This is a genomic window from Saccharopolyspora erythraea, assembly GCF_018141105.1.
Taxonomy (GTDB): Bacteria; Actinomycetota; Actinomycetes; order Mycobacteriales; family Pseudonocardiaceae; genus Saccharopolyspora_D; species Saccharopolyspora_D erythraea_A.
Map to the genome: position 1 here is coordinate 2801938 of NZ_CP054839.1, position 15257 is coordinate 2817194.

The following is a 15257-nucleotide window of genomic DNA, read 5'->3' on the forward strand; positions in this document are numbered from 1 at the left end:
GCTGCGCCGCCCGTGGCACGAACCCTAGACGAATCGGGCGCCACGCATCGCGGGGTATCCGCACCACGACTCGATGGTAGTGTGTATACGAACGTTCGTGTACGAACTATTGGAGGGAACATGCGGGTGATCATCGGGATGACCGGTGCCACCGGCGCGCCCCTCGGAGTGCGGCTGCTGGAGGTGTTGCACCACCTGCCGGAGGTGGAGACGCATCTGGTGATGAGCAGGTGGGCGCGCACCACGATCGAGCTGGAGACCCCGCGCACCGCGCGCGAGGTCGCCGCGCTGGCCGACGTCGTGCACGGCTCCGGCGACCAGGCGGCCACCATCTCCTCCGGCTCGTTCCGCACCGACGGCATGATCATCGCGCCGTGCAGCATGAAGACCCTGGCGGGCATCCGCGTCGGCTACGCCGACGGACTCGTGGGACGCGCCGCCGACGTGGTCCTCAAGGAGCGCCGCAAACTCGTGCTCGTACCGCGTGAAACGCCGCTGAGCGAGATCCACCTGGAGAACATGCTCGCGCTCTCGCGGATGGGCGCGGTGGTGGTGCCGCCGATGCCCGCCTTCTACAACCACCCGGAGTCCGTCGACGACGTCGTCGACCACGTCGTGGCCCGGGTGCTGGACCAGTTCGACCTGCCCGCCCCCGCGCGCCGCTGGCGCGGGCTCGCCGCGGCGCGCGGGACCACCGACTGAAGGGGTGAACCGATGGCGTACGACGATCTGCGGTCCTTCCTGACCGCGCTCGACGAGCAGGGGCAACTGCTGCACGTCGCCGAACAGGTGATGCCCGAACCCGACCTGGGTGCCGCGGCCAACGCGGCGTCCCGGCTGGGCTCCGGCGCACCCGCGCTGTACTTCGACGACATCGCCGGCTTCACCAGCGCCCGCGTCGCGCTCAACGTGCACGGGTCCTGGGCCAACCACGCGGTCGCGATGGGCATGCCCGCGACGACCTCGACCAGGGAGCAGGTCGAGGAGTTCGTCCGCCGCTGGGAGGACTTCCCGGTGCCGCCCGAGCGCCGCGCCGACCCGCCGTTCGCCGAGAACGCCCTCGAAGGCGACGAGGTGGACCTCTTCTCGGTGCTGCCGCTGTTCCGCCTCAACGACGGCGACGGCGGCTTCTACGTCGACAAGGCCGCTGTGGTCTCCCGCGACCCGCAGGCCCCGGACGACTTCGGCAAGCAGAACGTCGGCGTGTACCGGATGCAGGTCAAGGGCCGCGACAGGCTCGGCCTGCAGCCGGTGCCGATGCACGACATCGCGCTGCACCTGGACGAGGCCGAGCGGGCGGGCGAGGACCTGCCGGTGGCCATCGCCCTGGGCAACGACCCGATGATCTCGATCGTGGCGGGCACCCCGCTGGCCTACGACCAGTCGGAGTACGAGATGGCCGGTGCGCTGCGCGGCGCCCCGGCGCCCATCGCCACGGCACCGCTCACCGGTTTCGACGTGCCCTGGGGCTGCGAAGTGCTGCTGGAGGGCGTCGTCGAGGGCCGCGAGCGCGAGATCGAGGGACCGTTCGGCGAGTTCACCGGGCACTACTCCGGCGGTCGCAGCATGCCCGTTGTGCGCGTGGACCGGATCTCCTACCGGACCGACCCGGTCTTCGAGTCGCTGTACCTGGGCATGCCGTGGACCGAGGTCGACCACCTGATCGGCCCGGCCACCTGCGTGCCGCTGTACCAGCAGCTCAAGGAGGCGTTCCCGGAGGTGCGCGCGGTCAACGCGATGTACACCCACGGGCTGCTGGCGATCGTGTCGACCGCGAAGCGCTACGGCGGGTTCGCCAAGGCCGTCGGGTTGCGCACCATGACCACCCCGCACGGCCTGGGCTACTGCAAGCTCGTCATCGTGGTCGACGAGGACGTCGACCCGTTCGACCTGCCGCAGGTGATGTGGGCGCTGTCGACCAAGGTCAACCCGGCGGGGGACCTGGTGAACCTGCCCGGCATGTCGGTGCTGGAGCTCGATCCGGGATCGCAGCCGCCGGGGATTTCCAACAAGCTGGTGATCGACGCGACGACCCCGGTGGCTCCCGACGCGCGCGGCCACTACAGCCAGCCGGTCGCCGACCTGCCCGAGGCGGCGGCGTGGGTCGGGAAGCTGCAAGAGCTGATGAGCCGGAAGTGACCGCACCGCGCAAGGAGGAGGTCGCGATGATGTGTCCGCGCTGCGCGTGGCAGGAGGTGCGGCGGCTGGCGGTGTCGCCGGTCGCGGGGGTGTGGGAGGTGTTGCAGTGCGCCCGTTGCCTCTACGCCTGGCGCACCACCGAGCCTGATCGGCGGACCCGCCGCGAGTCCTATCCGCAGGCTTTCCGGATGACGCGGGCCGACATCGACGCCGCCCGCGAGCTTCCTGCGGTGCCGCCGCTGCGGGAAGGGGCCTGAGATGGACGACTCGTTGATGTGGGAGGTGCGGGCGGTCCCGGATCGGATGCCCGAGCTTCTCGACTGGGTCGACCGGACCGCGCTGCCGCTGCTGCGGAACGCGAGCGCAGCCGATGTCTACCGGTCCACAGAGGACAGGGTGGTCGTCGTCGCCCACTTCCCCGGTGAGCCGGTCTTCCTGCCGGATCCTCCGCGGGAACTGATCGCGAGACCGGCCCACCAGTGGACTTTCGAGCGGATTCGCCGGGTGAACGGCTGACCGCGTCTGGTTTCCCCCTCGCCGCAACGCGGTGTAGGCGGCGATTTCCCCGGGTACCTCTGGATCACCGCGGCGGAAGGGAAAACCGGATGACTCCGAAGGTTCCGCGGCGCTCACCACCGGCGCGCGCACGGCTTCGTCCACTCGTGCTGGTCCTCGCGCCGGAGCGCGGCGGACTTCGCGCACACCTTCACCCCCGAGGCATGGCTTGACGGCCGTGCCGAACACCACTGCGCCCTCGTGCCCTTCAGCGTGGGTCCGGGCCGCTGCCCCGGCGAGAACCTTGTACTGCTGGTGACCAGCACACTGCTCGCGGTGCTGATGCGCGACGCGGAGTTCGAGCGCGGCAAGGGGCCGGCCCTGGGCCCGCAGGGCCGGCTACCCGCCACCTTCGACAACTTCCACACCACCCTGCGCCTTGCCCGCTGACGAGTTTCACCACCTGTGAAGCGGAAAAGTCGTTTCCGGCTGCCCAGCCGTGCGGTGCGCGAACGTCCGCCTTCCCCGCGCTGCCGATACCGCCGAGTAGGTCCTCGTTTATGGTCGTGGCGAGGAACCGTACGGAGGGCCGATGGTGGAAGGCGTGCTCGGCGGGCGCTACCGGTTGGGCGCCTGCCTCGGCGGCGGCGGTATGGCCGATGTCTACCGGGCGATGGACACCCGCCTGGAACGGCTGGTCGCGGTGAAGGTCTTCCGGTCGGGCACCGACGAGACCGGCCGCTCGCGGTTCGAGGAGGAGGCGCGGCTGCTGGCCGGGCTCAGCCATCCCGGCCTGGTGCCCGTCTTCGACTACAGCGCGGGCGGCGACGAGCTCTACCTGGTCATGCAGCTGGTTGAGGGGCAGACGCTGGCCGACATCGTGGAGTCGGGTCCGCTGACGCCCGCGCAGGTCGCCGACCTCGGGCACCGGCTGGCCGACGTGCTCGCGTACGTGCACGCCAACGGCATCGTGCACCGCGACGTCAAACCGTCGAACGTGCTGGTCGCGCGGGACGGCCGGGTCTACCTCGCCGACTTCGGCATCTCCCGGCTGATCGACGCCGTCGGCCGCATGACCAGCTCCGGGGCGATCATGGGCACCGCCACCTACATGGCGCCGGAACAGGTGCGAGGCAGCGGCGTCGGCCACCCGGTCGACGTCTACGCGCTCGGCCTGGTGCTCCTGGAATGCGTGACGGGCCGCACCGAATACCCCGGTACCGGGCCCGAATCCGCACTCGCGCGGTTGACGCGCTCACCCTTCGTGCCCGACTCGCTGCCGGAACCGCTGCGCGGCATCCTGCGGGCGATGACCGCCACCGCACCGCACGAACGGCCGTCGGCCGAGCGGTGCGCGGACCTGCTCAGCGGTGAGGCGACCGACCTGATCCCGGCCGTGCCCACAGAGACGCCCCGCCCGCCGACCAGGCAGATCGCCGCCGATGAGCTCGTGCAGGAACCGGCACCCGCTCCGGAGCCGAAGCGGCGCCGGTGGCAGTGGCCGCTCGCCGGTGTCGGCGCGGTGGCCGTCGTGGTCGCGCTGCTCCTGCTGCTCCAGCAGCCGCCGGAACCAGCGCCCGGACCGACGCTGCCACCGGCCTCCGGGCCACCCGGGGTCGCGCGCCTGCCGGAAGACCTCGCCAACCTCGAAAGCCTGGTGCGGCAATGAAACGCTTCCTGCTCCCGATCGTCCCGCCTGTTCTCGCGCTGCTCGCGGCTTGCGGGAGCGAGCAGCAACCGGCGGTGGACCCGCAGGTGCGCCAGCAGTTGATCGCCGGAGTGGAGTCGGTGAAGGCTGCGGCCACGCGCCACGACCGCCCCGCCGCCGAGGCCGCCCTCGCCGACCTCACCCGCAGCATCGCCGCCGCGCAGGCCCAGGGGCGGATGGACCCCGCCAACGCGGGGACCGTCCTCGAGGCGGCGGACCGGGTCGCCGAGGACGTGCGCACCATGGATCCGCCCGCACCGCCGCCTCCCGTCACGGTGACGGTTCCCACTCCCGCGCCGCAGGAGAACATGGACGAGGAGCAGCAGGAACAAGAGGAGGAGAAGCAGAAGGACAAGCAGGACTGGCTGGAAGAACTGCGCAAGCGCATCGAGGAACAGCGCAAGCAGCGCATGGAGGAGCGCGAGAAGACCGGCCAGTGAGGCCGCAACCCGGCGCGTGTCGTGGTTGCCGGGCCGCGTGGGTTCGGCGCGGTCGAGCCGCCCCGTCTACCTGTCTGCCAGCCAGGCGTCGATCTCGGCGAAGAACTTCTCCCGCGCGGGCGGTCCCGACAACGCCAGGTCGTGCAGCCCGTCCTGGATCGCCACCGTCGTGACGTCCGGTCCGATCTTCGGCGCCCACCGCGCGATCTGCTCCACGTCCAGCACGGTGTCGGCGGTCATCGCCGCGGGCTCCCATTGCTTGCGGTGCAGCAGGCTGCGCGCCGAGTGCAGCACGAGCACGGGTGCGCTCACCGACAGCCCGCGCTGGACCCGGGCGTGGCCGCGCCGCACCGCGCTGATCCACGCCGAACGGATCGGGAAGGCCTCGACCGGCTTCCAGTCCAAGCGGTAATCCCACTCCCCGTGATGCTCCCGGAGCAGGCAGTGAGCGTAGGTAGGTGCCACCCCGCGCCGCACCACCGACTTCGGCAGCACGCGCCGCAGCACGTGGTTCACGGTGGTCGTCACGGTGCGGTGGAACCACGACTCCGACAGGTCCAGCCACGGGCTGTTGAGCACCAGCGCATCCACCGCGCCGGGGCGGGCATCGGCCCACAACGCCGTGATCAGGCCGCCGGTGGAGTGGCCGAGCACCACCAGGCGGGAGTGTCCGGCCTCCCTGATGACCTCGGCGGCGGCGTCGAGCTCCTCGAAGTGCTCGGACAGGTCCGTGACGTAGTTCGGCAACATTCCCGGCCGCATCGACCGTCCGTAGCCGCGCAGATCCAGCGCGTAGAAGTCGTACCCGCGCTCGACGAAGTGCGTGGCCAGGTGGTCCTGGAAGAAGTAGTCGCAGAAGCCGTGCACGTACAGCACGGCACCCCGCTCGGCGGACTCCGTGTCCCGCTCGGCCGGCTCCGCTGCTCGGTGCACCAACGTCGCGACGGCCTCACCGCCACCACGCACCGGAAACGTCAGCGTCCTGGACCGATACGGCTCACCGAGAATGTCTGCTTCCACGCGCATAGTTTGATCGGTGAGCCCGCCGGCCGCGACACCCGGGGCGCCGCGCTTCTTCCCCGCGGCCGACTGGGCGAGCGCACTGCCCGCAATTCGCTCAGCCGCGTCTCCGTCCGGCTGCCGTACCTGCCGGAACACCCCTGCGACACACTTCACGCCCACTGGGCGGAAACCACCCGGATGTCGTATTGGCTTCCTTTTCCAAACCCATGCCTGGACGTCACCGTGATGCGCTAACGTTGCCCTGCTGGTAGGTGATCAGCTGCCGTGCTCGGGCCGGTGGCATGGGTGACGAGGGGAGTCTTCGGTGGCCGGTGACGAGGGAGGCAACCAGATACCGTTGGATGCATATGACCAGCGGGAGTTGGACCGCGCGCAGGCGATGGGCGCTCTGCCGATGGCTGGTCCGGTCGCGATGGCCCAGAGTGCGGTGACCATGGCGCGCGCGGCGCGGAAGGCGAATGCCGCGGAGGCGGCGTCGGCGGGTACGACCATGCTCGTGGATCCCGACCAGGTTGACAAGCTGGCCCGGTTCTTCGATGACGAGGCCCAGGCGATCCTCGACAGGGCCATGGATCGCCAAGAGACCTTGACTCTGATTCCGCCGCCCGGCAAGGATCCGGTGAGCACCCAGGCTGCCGATACGTACGTGCAGGTGGCGACTGGGAGCGGCGACGGTTACCTGGAAAACTTTCAGAAGCTTGCCAAGGTATTCAGCGACACAGCGGCGAACCTTCGCGCGAGTGCGCAGCAGACGCGCACGAACGACCAGGATGCTGCGGGCAGCTTCAACGGAGGAAGTCTTGAAGCTTAAGGCACTCATGATCGGTTCGGTAGCAGCCAGCCTCGTGCTGGCGGGATGTGGCGGGAGCACCGAAGGCCAAACGCCGCCCGGTGGCCAAGTGCCTTCCGCGACGGCGAGCGAGGGGCAAGGTGCCCCTCGCACTGGACCGGCAAAAGCCGTGGAGATCGCTGACAAGTGTTCGGTAGTCAGCGAATCCCAGTGGAAAGCCGCGGGTGCCGATCAGAAACCGCGCGAGCGAACTTCGAACGACAAGCCAGGCTGTCAGTACCAGAAGGGAATGGCTGGAACTCCTGGCTGGGGCGCCTTCGTTGCGGTGAGCGGCGGGGCCTCGTATGCGCAAACGATCGGGGAAACGGCACGCGAACCGGTCAAGGTCGGTGACGTGGCCGGCTATCCCGTGACCGAGTTCAAGATCGGCGACGGATGTGTGCTCTATGCCGATGTCGCTGATAACGGATTCTTGATCGCGAACGTCACAAAGCTCAGTCCGGAGGATCCCGGAGCGGATCTGTGTCAGGTCGCTGAGCGGTTCACCGAGGCAGCGGTGCAGAATCTGCCGAACGCGTGAGGGGCTGAGAGATGGGCGACACACGGCAAATAGAACCATCGGATTTCCAGGGGTCCTCGCTGGACCAGATGCGGAAGTGGGTCGAGTCCGGTAAGGGTGCGCAGCCGCTCTACGACAACTCTGCCGAATGGTCGAGTGAGAAGGACTACCTGCTCTCGCTCGCGGAGAAAGTGAGCACGAAGCTCAACGAAGCGGGCGTCATCATGCAGTCCAAGTCCGGCGAGGCGATGCAGGACGCCGTCGCTCCCGTCGTGCTGTGGACCGAAGTGACTGCGGAGAACGCGCAGGCACAGTCGCAGATCATGACTGAGCAGGGCGAAGCCTTCAAGAAGGTCCACTCCTCGATCCCGGCCTCGGGTGAGGAGCAGTCCGTCCCGGACGACACCTGGATCGAAGAGGGCTGGGACAGCATGTGGAACGGCCAGACCGATGCTGAGGCGGCCAAGGCGCACAACGAGAAGCTCCGCCAGGAGGCCGTGACGGCCTTCAACAACTACGACAGCGCCTCGCAGAGCACTGTCGGTGCCAGCGCCGTGTTCACCCCGCCGCCGCCCGGTGGCATGGAGACCACGGTGTCCGGTGGCCAGCACACCGGCGTCGGAGGCATGACGCCCGCGCCGGGTGGCGGCACCGGTGGCGGAGTGCCCGCCGGTTCGGGCAGTGCCGGTTACAGCGGTGGTTCCGGCGGCTTCGGTTCCGGTGGTTCCGGCTCCGGCGGTTCTGGCGGTTCCGGTGGTGGCTACACGCCGCCGTCGACCACGACGCCGAACTGGGACGGCAGCACGCGCGGTCCTGGTGACAGCGGCTGGCGTCCTGGTCCCCAGGGCCCGAACAACCCGTACGGTCCCAACACCGGGATCATCCCCCCGGGCGGCGGCCAGGGCCCGAACCAGGGTGGCGGTACCGGTCGCGGTGGTTCCGGCGGAGGCCGTGGCCCCGGCGTCGGTGCCGGTGGTCGCTCCGGCGGCGGTGTCGGCGCAGGTGGCGGGCGCGGCGCGCTCGGACCGGGCGGGCAGTCCGGCGTCGGAGCCGGCGGCCGTGCCGGTGTCGGCGGCGGAGTTCCCGGCGCCGGAGGTGCCGGTGGCGCGGGCGGCCGCGGTGGCGCCGGTGCCATGGGCGGCGCGGGAGCGCGCGGCCGTGGCCAGGAGGGCGAGGAGGACCTCGAGCACGAGACCCCCGACTACCTCAAGGGCGACCACGGCTTCTTCGACGACGAGCTGCCGAAGGTGGCCCCTCCGGTCTTCGGTGACTGGAACCAGAAGTAAGCCCTAACAGAACAGGAATCGCGGGCGGCGCCGGGCAACGAGGGTGCCGCCCGCGCAAGGCTGGGGAGCAGTCGTGAAGATCGAGTTGTCGAAGCAGGCGTTCTACGAGGCGTGGAAGCACTTCAAGCTCGGCACCAAGCCGATCGTGCTGAACGTGCTCTCGGAAGGCGTCCTGCAGTCCGAGCGCCGCGCGGCCGAGCAGCGCGCCTGGGACGAGCTTCGCGGTCTCGGTTTCGGTGACCGGGACCGCGAAGACGACATCTACGGCCTGTTTCTGCCCTTGCACCGCTACGAGCGGGCGTTCGACGTGACCTTCCGCCGGCTCGTGGACGGCGAGCAGCGCAAGCTGAGCGGCATGGTCGCCGCCGTCCGGGCCAACGCCACGCTGGCCGTGCAGACCGAGGACCGCGTGCAGTTGCAGGCATTGCCCACCGACTCGATGGTGCGGGCGTTGCTGAGCGTCCTGCCCGATCTCAAGGCCGGGCCGGGGCGCGCGGTGTCGCTGCGCAGCGCGCAGATGGAGAAGGCCGCGAAGGAGGCGGGCAAGTCCGACCTGGCGATGGCCGAGGGCCTGGCCCGCAACGGCGTCCGCCGCGACGACGCCCGCGCCCTCATCGACATGGCCGGCGGAAAGCGCACGTCGTTCGCGCAGTTCGGCGCCGCCGTCATGGACGGCCACGGCAAGCGGGCCAGGGGTGCCGTCGTCACGAACTGCTTCGCCAACGCCAAGGGCTGGTACTTCATGGAGGAGAGCCGGCGCAGCGGCGAACCGTGGACGACGATCGCCCCGATCGACAAGGCCAAGCTCGCCCCGCGCGTCCAGGACCTGCTGAAGTCCATTCCGCGCGACTGAGCGGCGCGCGCTCGACGCCCACCGGGCGGCTGACGGGGACACCCGGCGGCCGCCCGGTTTCGCATGTCGGCCCACCTGGGACGAACCAGAGGAGCGGCGGTTCTACGACGCCGCTGAGGCGGCTGTGCGCACGAGATGGGCGGACAGACGCGGCGCGCCTTCCTGAGGAACAGGACCGGGCTTCAACGGGCATCTCGGAGCCGTCAGAACGGCTGAGAGAGCCGCTACAACGCGCATAGCGACGGTTTCGTGCCTGCCCCGCTGGTAGAAGACCCGCCGGGCACGGCCACAGCCCGCAGCAACCCCGCAACACGCGGCAGGGCCGACCCGGTAACAGCGGCTCCGAATGGTGCGGGTGTGGAAAGCCATTCGGCCTATCCGGCCCGCCATCCGAGGTAGCAACGGTCACTGCGAAAGAGATGCACGTCAAACCCAGGCGGGTACGCCCGCGCAAGGTCGTCCGCCCCGCAAGCTGGCGTGATTCTGCCGTGCGGCGGCCCTGCCGGTGCCGCCGTGGCCGCGTCGCGCCACACCCGCGGCGCCGTTCGGCGAGACCGTTGCTCCGAGTGGAGTACATCACCGGAGGTCACCGGCGCTACGCGCGGTGACGCGCTCCGTCGCAGTCGAGTGCCGCCCCGCGGGGCGCCCAGCCGCCCGGTTACCGACCGGTAGGAGGGCGCTCCAAGGGCTCTGAACCGATGCCCGCGGCCCGGTGAACCGGCGCCTGCGGCGCCCCAGGACGGAGGTCTTCGTCACTCGTCCGCATGCGCTCCGCGGAGCCCGAGCTGACCTGCGATGACACCCCCAGCGTCGCTCAACTGCCCGGAAATCGGACACATCGGAACAGTTTTGGCTGAGATTAGTGCACTTCAGCGGCTTTGTTGGTAGTACTTGCAGCGGCCCCGTGCTCGTGCGTGCCGTGTACGAGCGGTCCTGGAGGGCCAGGCGGCGGAACCCCCGGTGAACCTCGCTCGCAAAAGTCGGACCCGCGTGGAACCCGGCAGGGCAGGCTCGGTACCGTCGCCGCACCGATCAAGAGAAACCCCACATCACGGAGGACATGGTGGCCCTTCCCCAGCTGACCGAGGAGCAGCGGGCAGCAGCTTTGGAAAAGGCGGCTGCCGCCCGTCGCGCCCGAGCTGAGCTCAAGGAGCGCCTCAAGCGAGGCGGAACCAGCCTGGCCCAGGTCCTGCAGGACGCCGACGAGAACGAGGTCTTGGGCAAGATGAAGGTCTCCGCCCTTCTCGAGGCCCTGCCCGGCGTCGGCAAGGTGCGCGCTCAGCAGATCATGGAGCGGCTGGAGATCGCCAACAGCCGTCGGCTGCGTGGCCTCGGTGAGCGGCAGCGCAAGGCGCTGCTCGCCGAGTTCAGCGGCGAGTGATCGACGCGAAAACCGGCGTTGAGCCGGGGCCCACCCGCCAGGGTCGGCCTCGGCTCACCGTCGTTTCCGGGCCTTCCGGCGTCGGCAAGTCCAGCGTGCTGAACGAGCTGCGCAGGCAGGCACCCGAGGTGTTCTTCAGCGTCTCGGCCACCACCAGACCGCCCCGGGAGGGTGAGGTCGACGGGGTGCACTACCACTTCGTCGACACCGCGGAGTTCGAGCGGATGGTGGCCGCGGGCGAGATGCTCGAGCACGCCCGCTACGCGGGCAACCTCTACGGGACCCCGCGCAGGCCGGTCGAGGCCGCGCTGACCGCGGGCCGGGCGGCGGTGCTGGAGATCGAGCTGCAGGGCGCCCGCCAGGTGCGTCGGGCAATGCCCGAGGCGCAGCTGGTGATGCTGCTGCCGCCGTCGTGGGAGGTGCTGGTGGAGCGGCTGACCGGCCGCGGCACCGAGGACCCCGAGGTGGTGCGCAAGCGCCTGGAGACCGCGCGCGAGGAGCTCGCCGCCGAGTCGGAGTTCGACGCGACCGTGGTCAACGCCGACGTGCGGTCGGCGACCAGCGAATTGATAGGATTGGTGGTCGGCCGCCAACGGTGAGACCGTTCGACGCGGACCGGGGCGACCCGGTTCGCGCCGACGCGCAGCCGGACGGGGGCGGTCGGACGGCTGCCGCCGAGCGGACCAAGCCCAGCGAGCCCGGCCCGCCAGGACCGGCCCCTGCCGGGCCTGGAGCCGGTCGGCACGGCCGGACGCCCGCAGCGCCCGTCGGCGCACAAGCCCGGCACCGGCACCGGTGCCCGTTCATTCACGAGGAGCAGGAGCCACTCACGTGAGCACCCCCAACGCTCTGGCTGCGCTCAACAGCAGCCCGTCGCTCAACGCCCCGGAGGGCATCACCAACCCGCCGATCGACGACCTGCTCGAGCAGGTCAGCTCGAAGTACGCGCTGGTGATCTACTCCGCCAAGCGCGCGCGGCAGATCAACGACTACTACGCGCAGCTCGGCGAGGGCCTGCTGGAGTACGTCGGCCCGCTGGTCGAGCCGGGCCCGCGGGAGAAGCCGCTGTCGATCGCGCTTCGCGAGATCCACGCCGGCGTGCTCGAGCACACCGAAGGCGAATGACGACCCCGCGCGCCGAGGACCGCCCGCCGCGGGTGGTCCTCGGCGTCGGTGGCGGCATCGCCGCCTACAAGGCGTGCGAGGTGCTGCGCAGGCTCACCGAGTCCGGGCACCACGTGCGCGTGGTCCCGACCGAGGCGGCGTTGCGCTTCGTCGGCGCCGCCACCTTCGAGGCGCTGTCCGGGCAGCCCGTGCAGACCGGCGTCTTCACCGACGTCGAGCAGGTGCCGCACGTCCGGCTCGGCCAGGAGGCCGACCTGGTCGTGGTCGCCCCGGCGACCGCCGACCTCATGGCCCGCGCCGCCCACGGCATGGCCGACGACCTGCTGACCTCGACGCTGCTCACCGCCCGGTGCCCGGTGCTGCTGGTGCCCGCGATGCACACCGAGATGTGGGAGCACGCCGCGACGCGCGACAACGTCGCCCTGCTGCGCAGCCGGGGCGTCGTGGTGGCCGAGCCCGACAGCGGGCGGCTCACCGGCGCCGACACCGGCAAGGGCCGGCTGCCCGACCCGGCCGAGATCGTCGACCTGGCCCGGCTCCTGCTTGCCGAACCCGCCGCGCTGCCCCACGACCTGGCGGGCCGCCGCGTCGTGGTCTCCGCGGGTGGCAACCGGGAGCCGCTCGACCCGGTGCGCTACCTGGGCAATCGCTCGTCCGGGCGCCAGGGCTACGCGCTGGCCCGGGTCGCCGCGCACCGCGGCGCCGACGTCACGCTGGTGGCGGCTCACACCGCCGACCTGGTGGCACCCGCCGGGGTGCGGGTGGTCAGGGCGGGCACGGCCGAGGAGATGCGCGCCGCGATGCTGGCCGAGTCCGACGGTGCCGACGCGGTGGTGATGGCCGCCGCGGTCGCCGACTTCCGGCCGGTGTCGCTGGCCGAGCACAAGATCAAGAAGGCCGACCAGGACCCGGACCCGGTCAAGCTGACCCGCAACCCCGACATCCTCGCCGAGCTGGTGCAGGCGCGCCGGGACGGGCGGCTGCGGGTGCCGGTGATCGTCGGGTTCGCCGCCGAGACCGGTGACCCCGGCACGACGGTCCTCGACTACGGTCGCGTGAAGCTCGCCCGCAAGGGCTGCGACCTGCTGGTCGTCAACGCCGTCGGCGACGGCGGTGCTTTCGAGGGCGAGGACAACGCGGGCTGGCTGCTGGCCGCCGACGGCGCCGAGAGCCCGATCCGCCACGGCTCCAAGTCGCTGCTGGCGTCCACATTGTGGGACGCGGTCAGCCTGCGGCTGGGGCGACAGTAACCTCAGGGCAAATCTCAGAGCAGTTCCCGCCGCACCGCACCGCGGCGGCGTAGTCTTCGAACCATCCAGGGAGAGTTGTGAGTCAGCAGCATGACCTGCGCGGAGCCGGCCGCAGGTTGTTCACCAGTGAGTCCGTGACCGAAGGTCACCCGGACAAGATCTGCGACGCGATCAGCGACTCGATCCTCGACGCCCTGCTCGCCCAGGACCCGCGGTCCCGCGTGGCGGTGGAGACGCTGGTCACCACCGGTCAGGTGCACGTGGCCGGTGAGGTGACCACCGAGGCCTACGCCGACATCCCGACGATCGTGCGGGACAAGATCCTGGAGATCGGCTACGACTCCTCCGCCAAGGGCTTCGACGGCAATTCCTGCGGCGTCAACATCGCCATCGGCGCCCAGTCCCCCGACATCGCCCAGGGCGTCGACACCGGCTACGAGACCCGCGTCGAGGGCGTCATCGACGAGATCGCCAAGCAGGGCGCGGGCGACCAGGGCCTGATGTTCGGCTACGCCTGCGACGACACCCCGGAGTACATGCCGCTGCCGATCGCGCTGGCGCACCGGCTGTCGCGGCGGCTGACCAAGGTCCGCAAGGACGGCGTGCTGCCGTACCTGCGCCCGGACGGCAAGACCCAGGTCACCATCGAGTACGCCGGTGACCAGGCGGTCAAGCTCGACACCGTGGTGGTCTCCAGCCAGCACGCCGCCGACATCGACCTCGACAAGATGCTCGGCGTCGACGTGCGCGAGCAGGTCGTGGGTCCGGAGATCGACGGCCTGGACATCGACACCGCCGACGTCCGCCTGCTGGTCAACCCGACCGGCCGCTTCGTGGTCGGCGGCCCGATGGGCGACGCCGGCCTGACCGGCCGCAAGATCATCGTCGACACCTACGGCGGCATGGCCCGCCACGGCGGTGGCGCCTTCTCCGGCAAGGACCCGTCCAAGGTGGACCGCTCGGCGGCCTACGCGACCCGCTGGGTGGCCAAGAACGCGGTCGCCGCCGGTCTGGCCAGCCGCATCGAGGTGCAGGTCGCCTACGCCATCGGCGCGGCGGCCCCGGTCGGCCTGTTCGTGGAGACCTTCGGCACCGAGAACGTCGACCCGGCACGCATCCAGTCGGCGATCAACGAGGTCTTCGACCTGCGCCCGGCCGCGATCATCCGCGACCTGGACCTGCTGCGTCCGATCTACGGGCCGACGGCCGCCTACGGCCACTTCGGGCGCCCGGACCTGGACCTGCCGTGGGAGCGCACCGACCGCGCCGAGGCGCTGAAGTCGGCCGCCAACGCCTGAGCCTTTCCAGACGCCGATCGCGGGCGGGTGGTACCGGGAGACCGGTCGCCACCCGCCCGCTGTCGTTCTGGGGGGAGCCGTCAGGCGGTGCCCATGGTCTGGGCGATCCAGTCGGCGTGCGCGACGACGCTGGTGTAGCCGGCCCAGCCGCTGCCCGCGGGCTGGTGGCCGATGGCGCAGACGCCGCCCTGCACGATCCGGCCGGTCGCCGGGCTCTTGACCAGCACCGGACCGCCCGAGTCGCCGCCTGCGACGCTGCCGTCGGTGTCGGTGCACAGCACCGGGGTGCTGAGGTTGTCCAGCTCGCAGGTGGCGTCGCTGACGGTGCCGTCGGCGTACTTGAGGTTCTCCGGCAGCGGGCCCGACCAGTCCGGCTTCTCCGAGCCCCAGCCCATCACGGTGGCGGCCTGGCCGTCGGCCAGGTCCTCGGCGGTGGCCAGCGGCGAGTACTCGGTCTGCACCTCCCGGTCGAGCTTGAGCAGCGCGATGTCGCTGGTGGGCCAGTTGTAGTCGGGGTGGATGAAGACTTCCGACACCTGCGCCTCGGTGCCGCCGCTGCTGCGTTGCAGCGAGCCGATGCGCACCGAGAAGTCGCCGCCGCCGTCGACGCAGTGCGCGGCGGTGATCACCCAGGTGCTGGCCACGATGGACGAGGTGCAGGTGAACGAACCGCCGTTGTGCAGCGCTGAGATCCACGGCGTCTCGGTCTGCACCTCACCGCCGCCCACGATGTAGGTGCCGGGCTCGTCGGCACCGGCCGTCGCGGTGGTGGCCAGCGCCGTGGCGCAGGCCATCGCCGCCACGCCCAGCACCGCCGCGGATTTCCGCCAGGTTCCCATGGTCATTCCCCTCCGGAAGAGCAGCGATCGCCGCGCGGAGAAAGCGCGGAATGGCAAGAATGATGACTTCG

17 protein-coding genes and 1 pseudogene are annotated in these 15257 nt (G+C 70.6%); 16 read left to right on the forward strand and 2 right to left on the reverse strand.

From position 1 onward, the window contains the following. The first annotated feature begins 120 nt into the window (after positions 1 to 120). From HUO13_RS13070 to HUO13_RS13100, 7 genes and pseudogenes are all read left to right on the forward strand, one after another. Positions 121 to 702 carry a non-oxidative hydroxyarylic acid decarboxylases subunit B gene (locus tag HUO13_RS13070; protein WP_211901643.1) on the forward strand — a complete coding sequence of 194 codons (582 nt, stop codon included), beginning with the start codon at positions 121 to 123 and terminating at the stop codon, positions 700 to 702. Positions 703 to 714: 12 nt separating this feature from the next. Then, on the forward strand, positions 715 to 2139 hold the full coding sequence (locus HUO13_RS13075) for a non-oxidative hydroxyarylic acid decarboxylases subunit C (RefSeq protein WP_211901644.1): 1425 nt from the start codon (positions 715 to 717) through the stop codon (positions 2137 to 2139). Beyond that, positions 2136 to 2396 (forward strand): non-oxidative hydroxyarylic acid decarboxylases subunit D, encoded by a 261-nt coding sequence (locus HUO13_RS13080; protein WP_249124749.1) that lies wholly within the window; start codon positions 2136 to 2138, stop codon positions 2394 to 2396. Before HUO13_RS13075 ends, HUO13_RS13080 begins: the two co-directional genes overlap by 4 nt. Position 2397: 1 nt before the next feature. Then, positions 2398 to 2655, forward strand: coding sequence for a hypothetical protein (locus HUO13_RS13085; protein WP_211901645.1), 258 nt, complete (start codon positions 2398 to 2400; stop codon positions 2653 to 2655). A gap of 195 nt (positions 2656 to 2850) precedes the next feature. Further along, positions 2851 to 3084: pseudogene (locus tag HUO13_RS38055) on the forward strand (cytochrome P450); the annotation flags it as partial. A 142-nt stretch (positions 3085 to 3226) separates the two neighbouring features. After that, on the forward strand, positions 3227 to 4303 hold the full coding sequence (locus HUO13_RS13095; RefSeq protein ID WP_211901646.1) for a serine/threonine-protein kinase: 1077 nt from the start codon (positions 3227 to 3229) through the stop codon (positions 4301 to 4303). After that, positions 4300 to 4782 carry a hypothetical protein gene (locus HUO13_RS13100; RefSeq protein WP_211901647.1) on the forward strand — a complete coding sequence of 161 codons (483 nt, stop codon included), beginning with the start codon at positions 4300 to 4302 and terminating at the stop codon, positions 4780 to 4782. Before HUO13_RS13095 ends, HUO13_RS13100 begins: the two co-directional genes overlap by 4 nt. 66 nt (positions 4783 to 4848) lie before the next feature. Here HUO13_RS13100 and HUO13_RS13105 read toward each other — a convergent pair whose 3' ends face one another. Next, positions 4849 to 5802: an alpha/beta hydrolase gene (locus HUO13_RS13105; RefSeq protein WP_211901648.1), complete on the reverse strand. Its 954-nt coding sequence runs from the start codon at positions 5800 to 5802 to the stop codon at positions 4849 to 4851. Between the two features lie 307 nt (positions 5803 to 6109). Here HUO13_RS13105 and HUO13_RS13110 point away from each other — a divergent pair, with 307 nt between their 5' ends. From HUO13_RS13110 to metK, 9 genes are all read left to right on the forward strand, one after another. Beyond that, on the forward strand, positions 6110 to 6616 hold the full coding sequence (locus HUO13_RS13110) for a hypothetical protein (protein WP_211901649.1): 507 nt from the start codon (positions 6110 to 6112) through the stop codon (positions 6614 to 6616). Positions 6617 to 6623: 7 nt separating this feature from the next. Further along, complete coding sequence (locus HUO13_RS13115; RefSeq protein ID WP_249125098.1) at positions 6624 to 7175, forward strand: DUF3558 domain-containing protein; 552 nt, start codon at positions 6624 to 6626, stop codon at positions 7173 to 7175. A gap of 68 nt (positions 7176 to 7243) precedes the next feature. Next, positions 7244 to 8440, forward strand: coding sequence for a hypothetical protein (locus tag HUO13_RS13120; RefSeq protein ID WP_249124754.1), 1197 nt, complete (start codon positions 7244 to 7246; stop codon positions 8438 to 8440). A gap of 73 nt (positions 8441 to 8513) precedes the next feature. Beyond that, on the forward strand, positions 8514 to 9293 hold the full coding sequence (locus tag HUO13_RS13125; RefSeq protein WP_211901652.1) for an ESX secretion-associated protein EspG: 780 nt from the start codon (positions 8514 to 8516) through the stop codon (positions 9291 to 9293). A 1063-nt stretch (positions 9294 to 10356) separates the two neighbouring features. Then, positions 10357 to 10674 (forward strand): integration host factor, actinobacterial type, encoded by a 318-nt coding sequence (mihF, locus tag HUO13_RS13130; RefSeq protein WP_029621395.1) that lies wholly within the window; start codon positions 10357 to 10359, stop codon positions 10672 to 10674. After that, the gene (gmk, locus tag HUO13_RS13135) at positions 10671 to 11273 is read left to right on the forward strand and encodes a guanylate kinase (protein ID WP_211901653.1); all 603 of its coding nucleotides are present in this window, start codon (positions 10671 to 10673) and stop codon (positions 11271 to 11273) included. The genes mihF and gmk overlap by 4 nt, the downstream gene beginning before the upstream one ends. A 232-nt stretch (positions 11274 to 11505) precedes the next feature. Then, a complete protein-coding gene (rpoZ, locus tag HUO13_RS13140) occupies positions 11506 to 11799 on the forward strand; it encodes a DNA-directed RNA polymerase subunit omega (RefSeq protein ID WP_211901654.1) in 294 nt (97 codons plus the stop codon). After that, a complete protein-coding gene (gene coaBC, locus HUO13_RS13145; RefSeq protein ID WP_211901655.1) occupies positions 11796 to 13049 on the forward strand; it encodes a bifunctional phosphopantothenoylcysteine decarboxylase/phosphopantothenate--cysteine ligase CoaBC in 1254 nt (417 codons plus the stop codon). Before rpoZ ends, coaBC begins: the two co-directional genes overlap by 4 nt. A gap of 116 nt (positions 13050 to 13165) precedes the next feature. After that, positions 13166 to 14347 carry a methionine adenosyltransferase gene (gene metK / locus HUO13_RS13150; RefSeq protein WP_432757855.1) on the forward strand — a complete coding sequence of 394 codons (1182 nt, stop codon included), beginning with the start codon at positions 13166 to 13168 and terminating at the stop codon, positions 14345 to 14347. A gap of 80 nt (positions 14348 to 14427) precedes the next feature. On the opposite strand, the gene HUO13_RS13155 is transcribed toward metK, so the two are convergent. Further along, complete coding sequence (locus HUO13_RS13155) at positions 14428 to 15186, reverse strand: S1 family peptidase (protein WP_211901656.1); 759 nt, start codon at positions 15184 to 15186, stop codon at positions 14428 to 14430. Between the last annotated feature and the right edge of the window lie 71 nt (positions 15187 to 15257).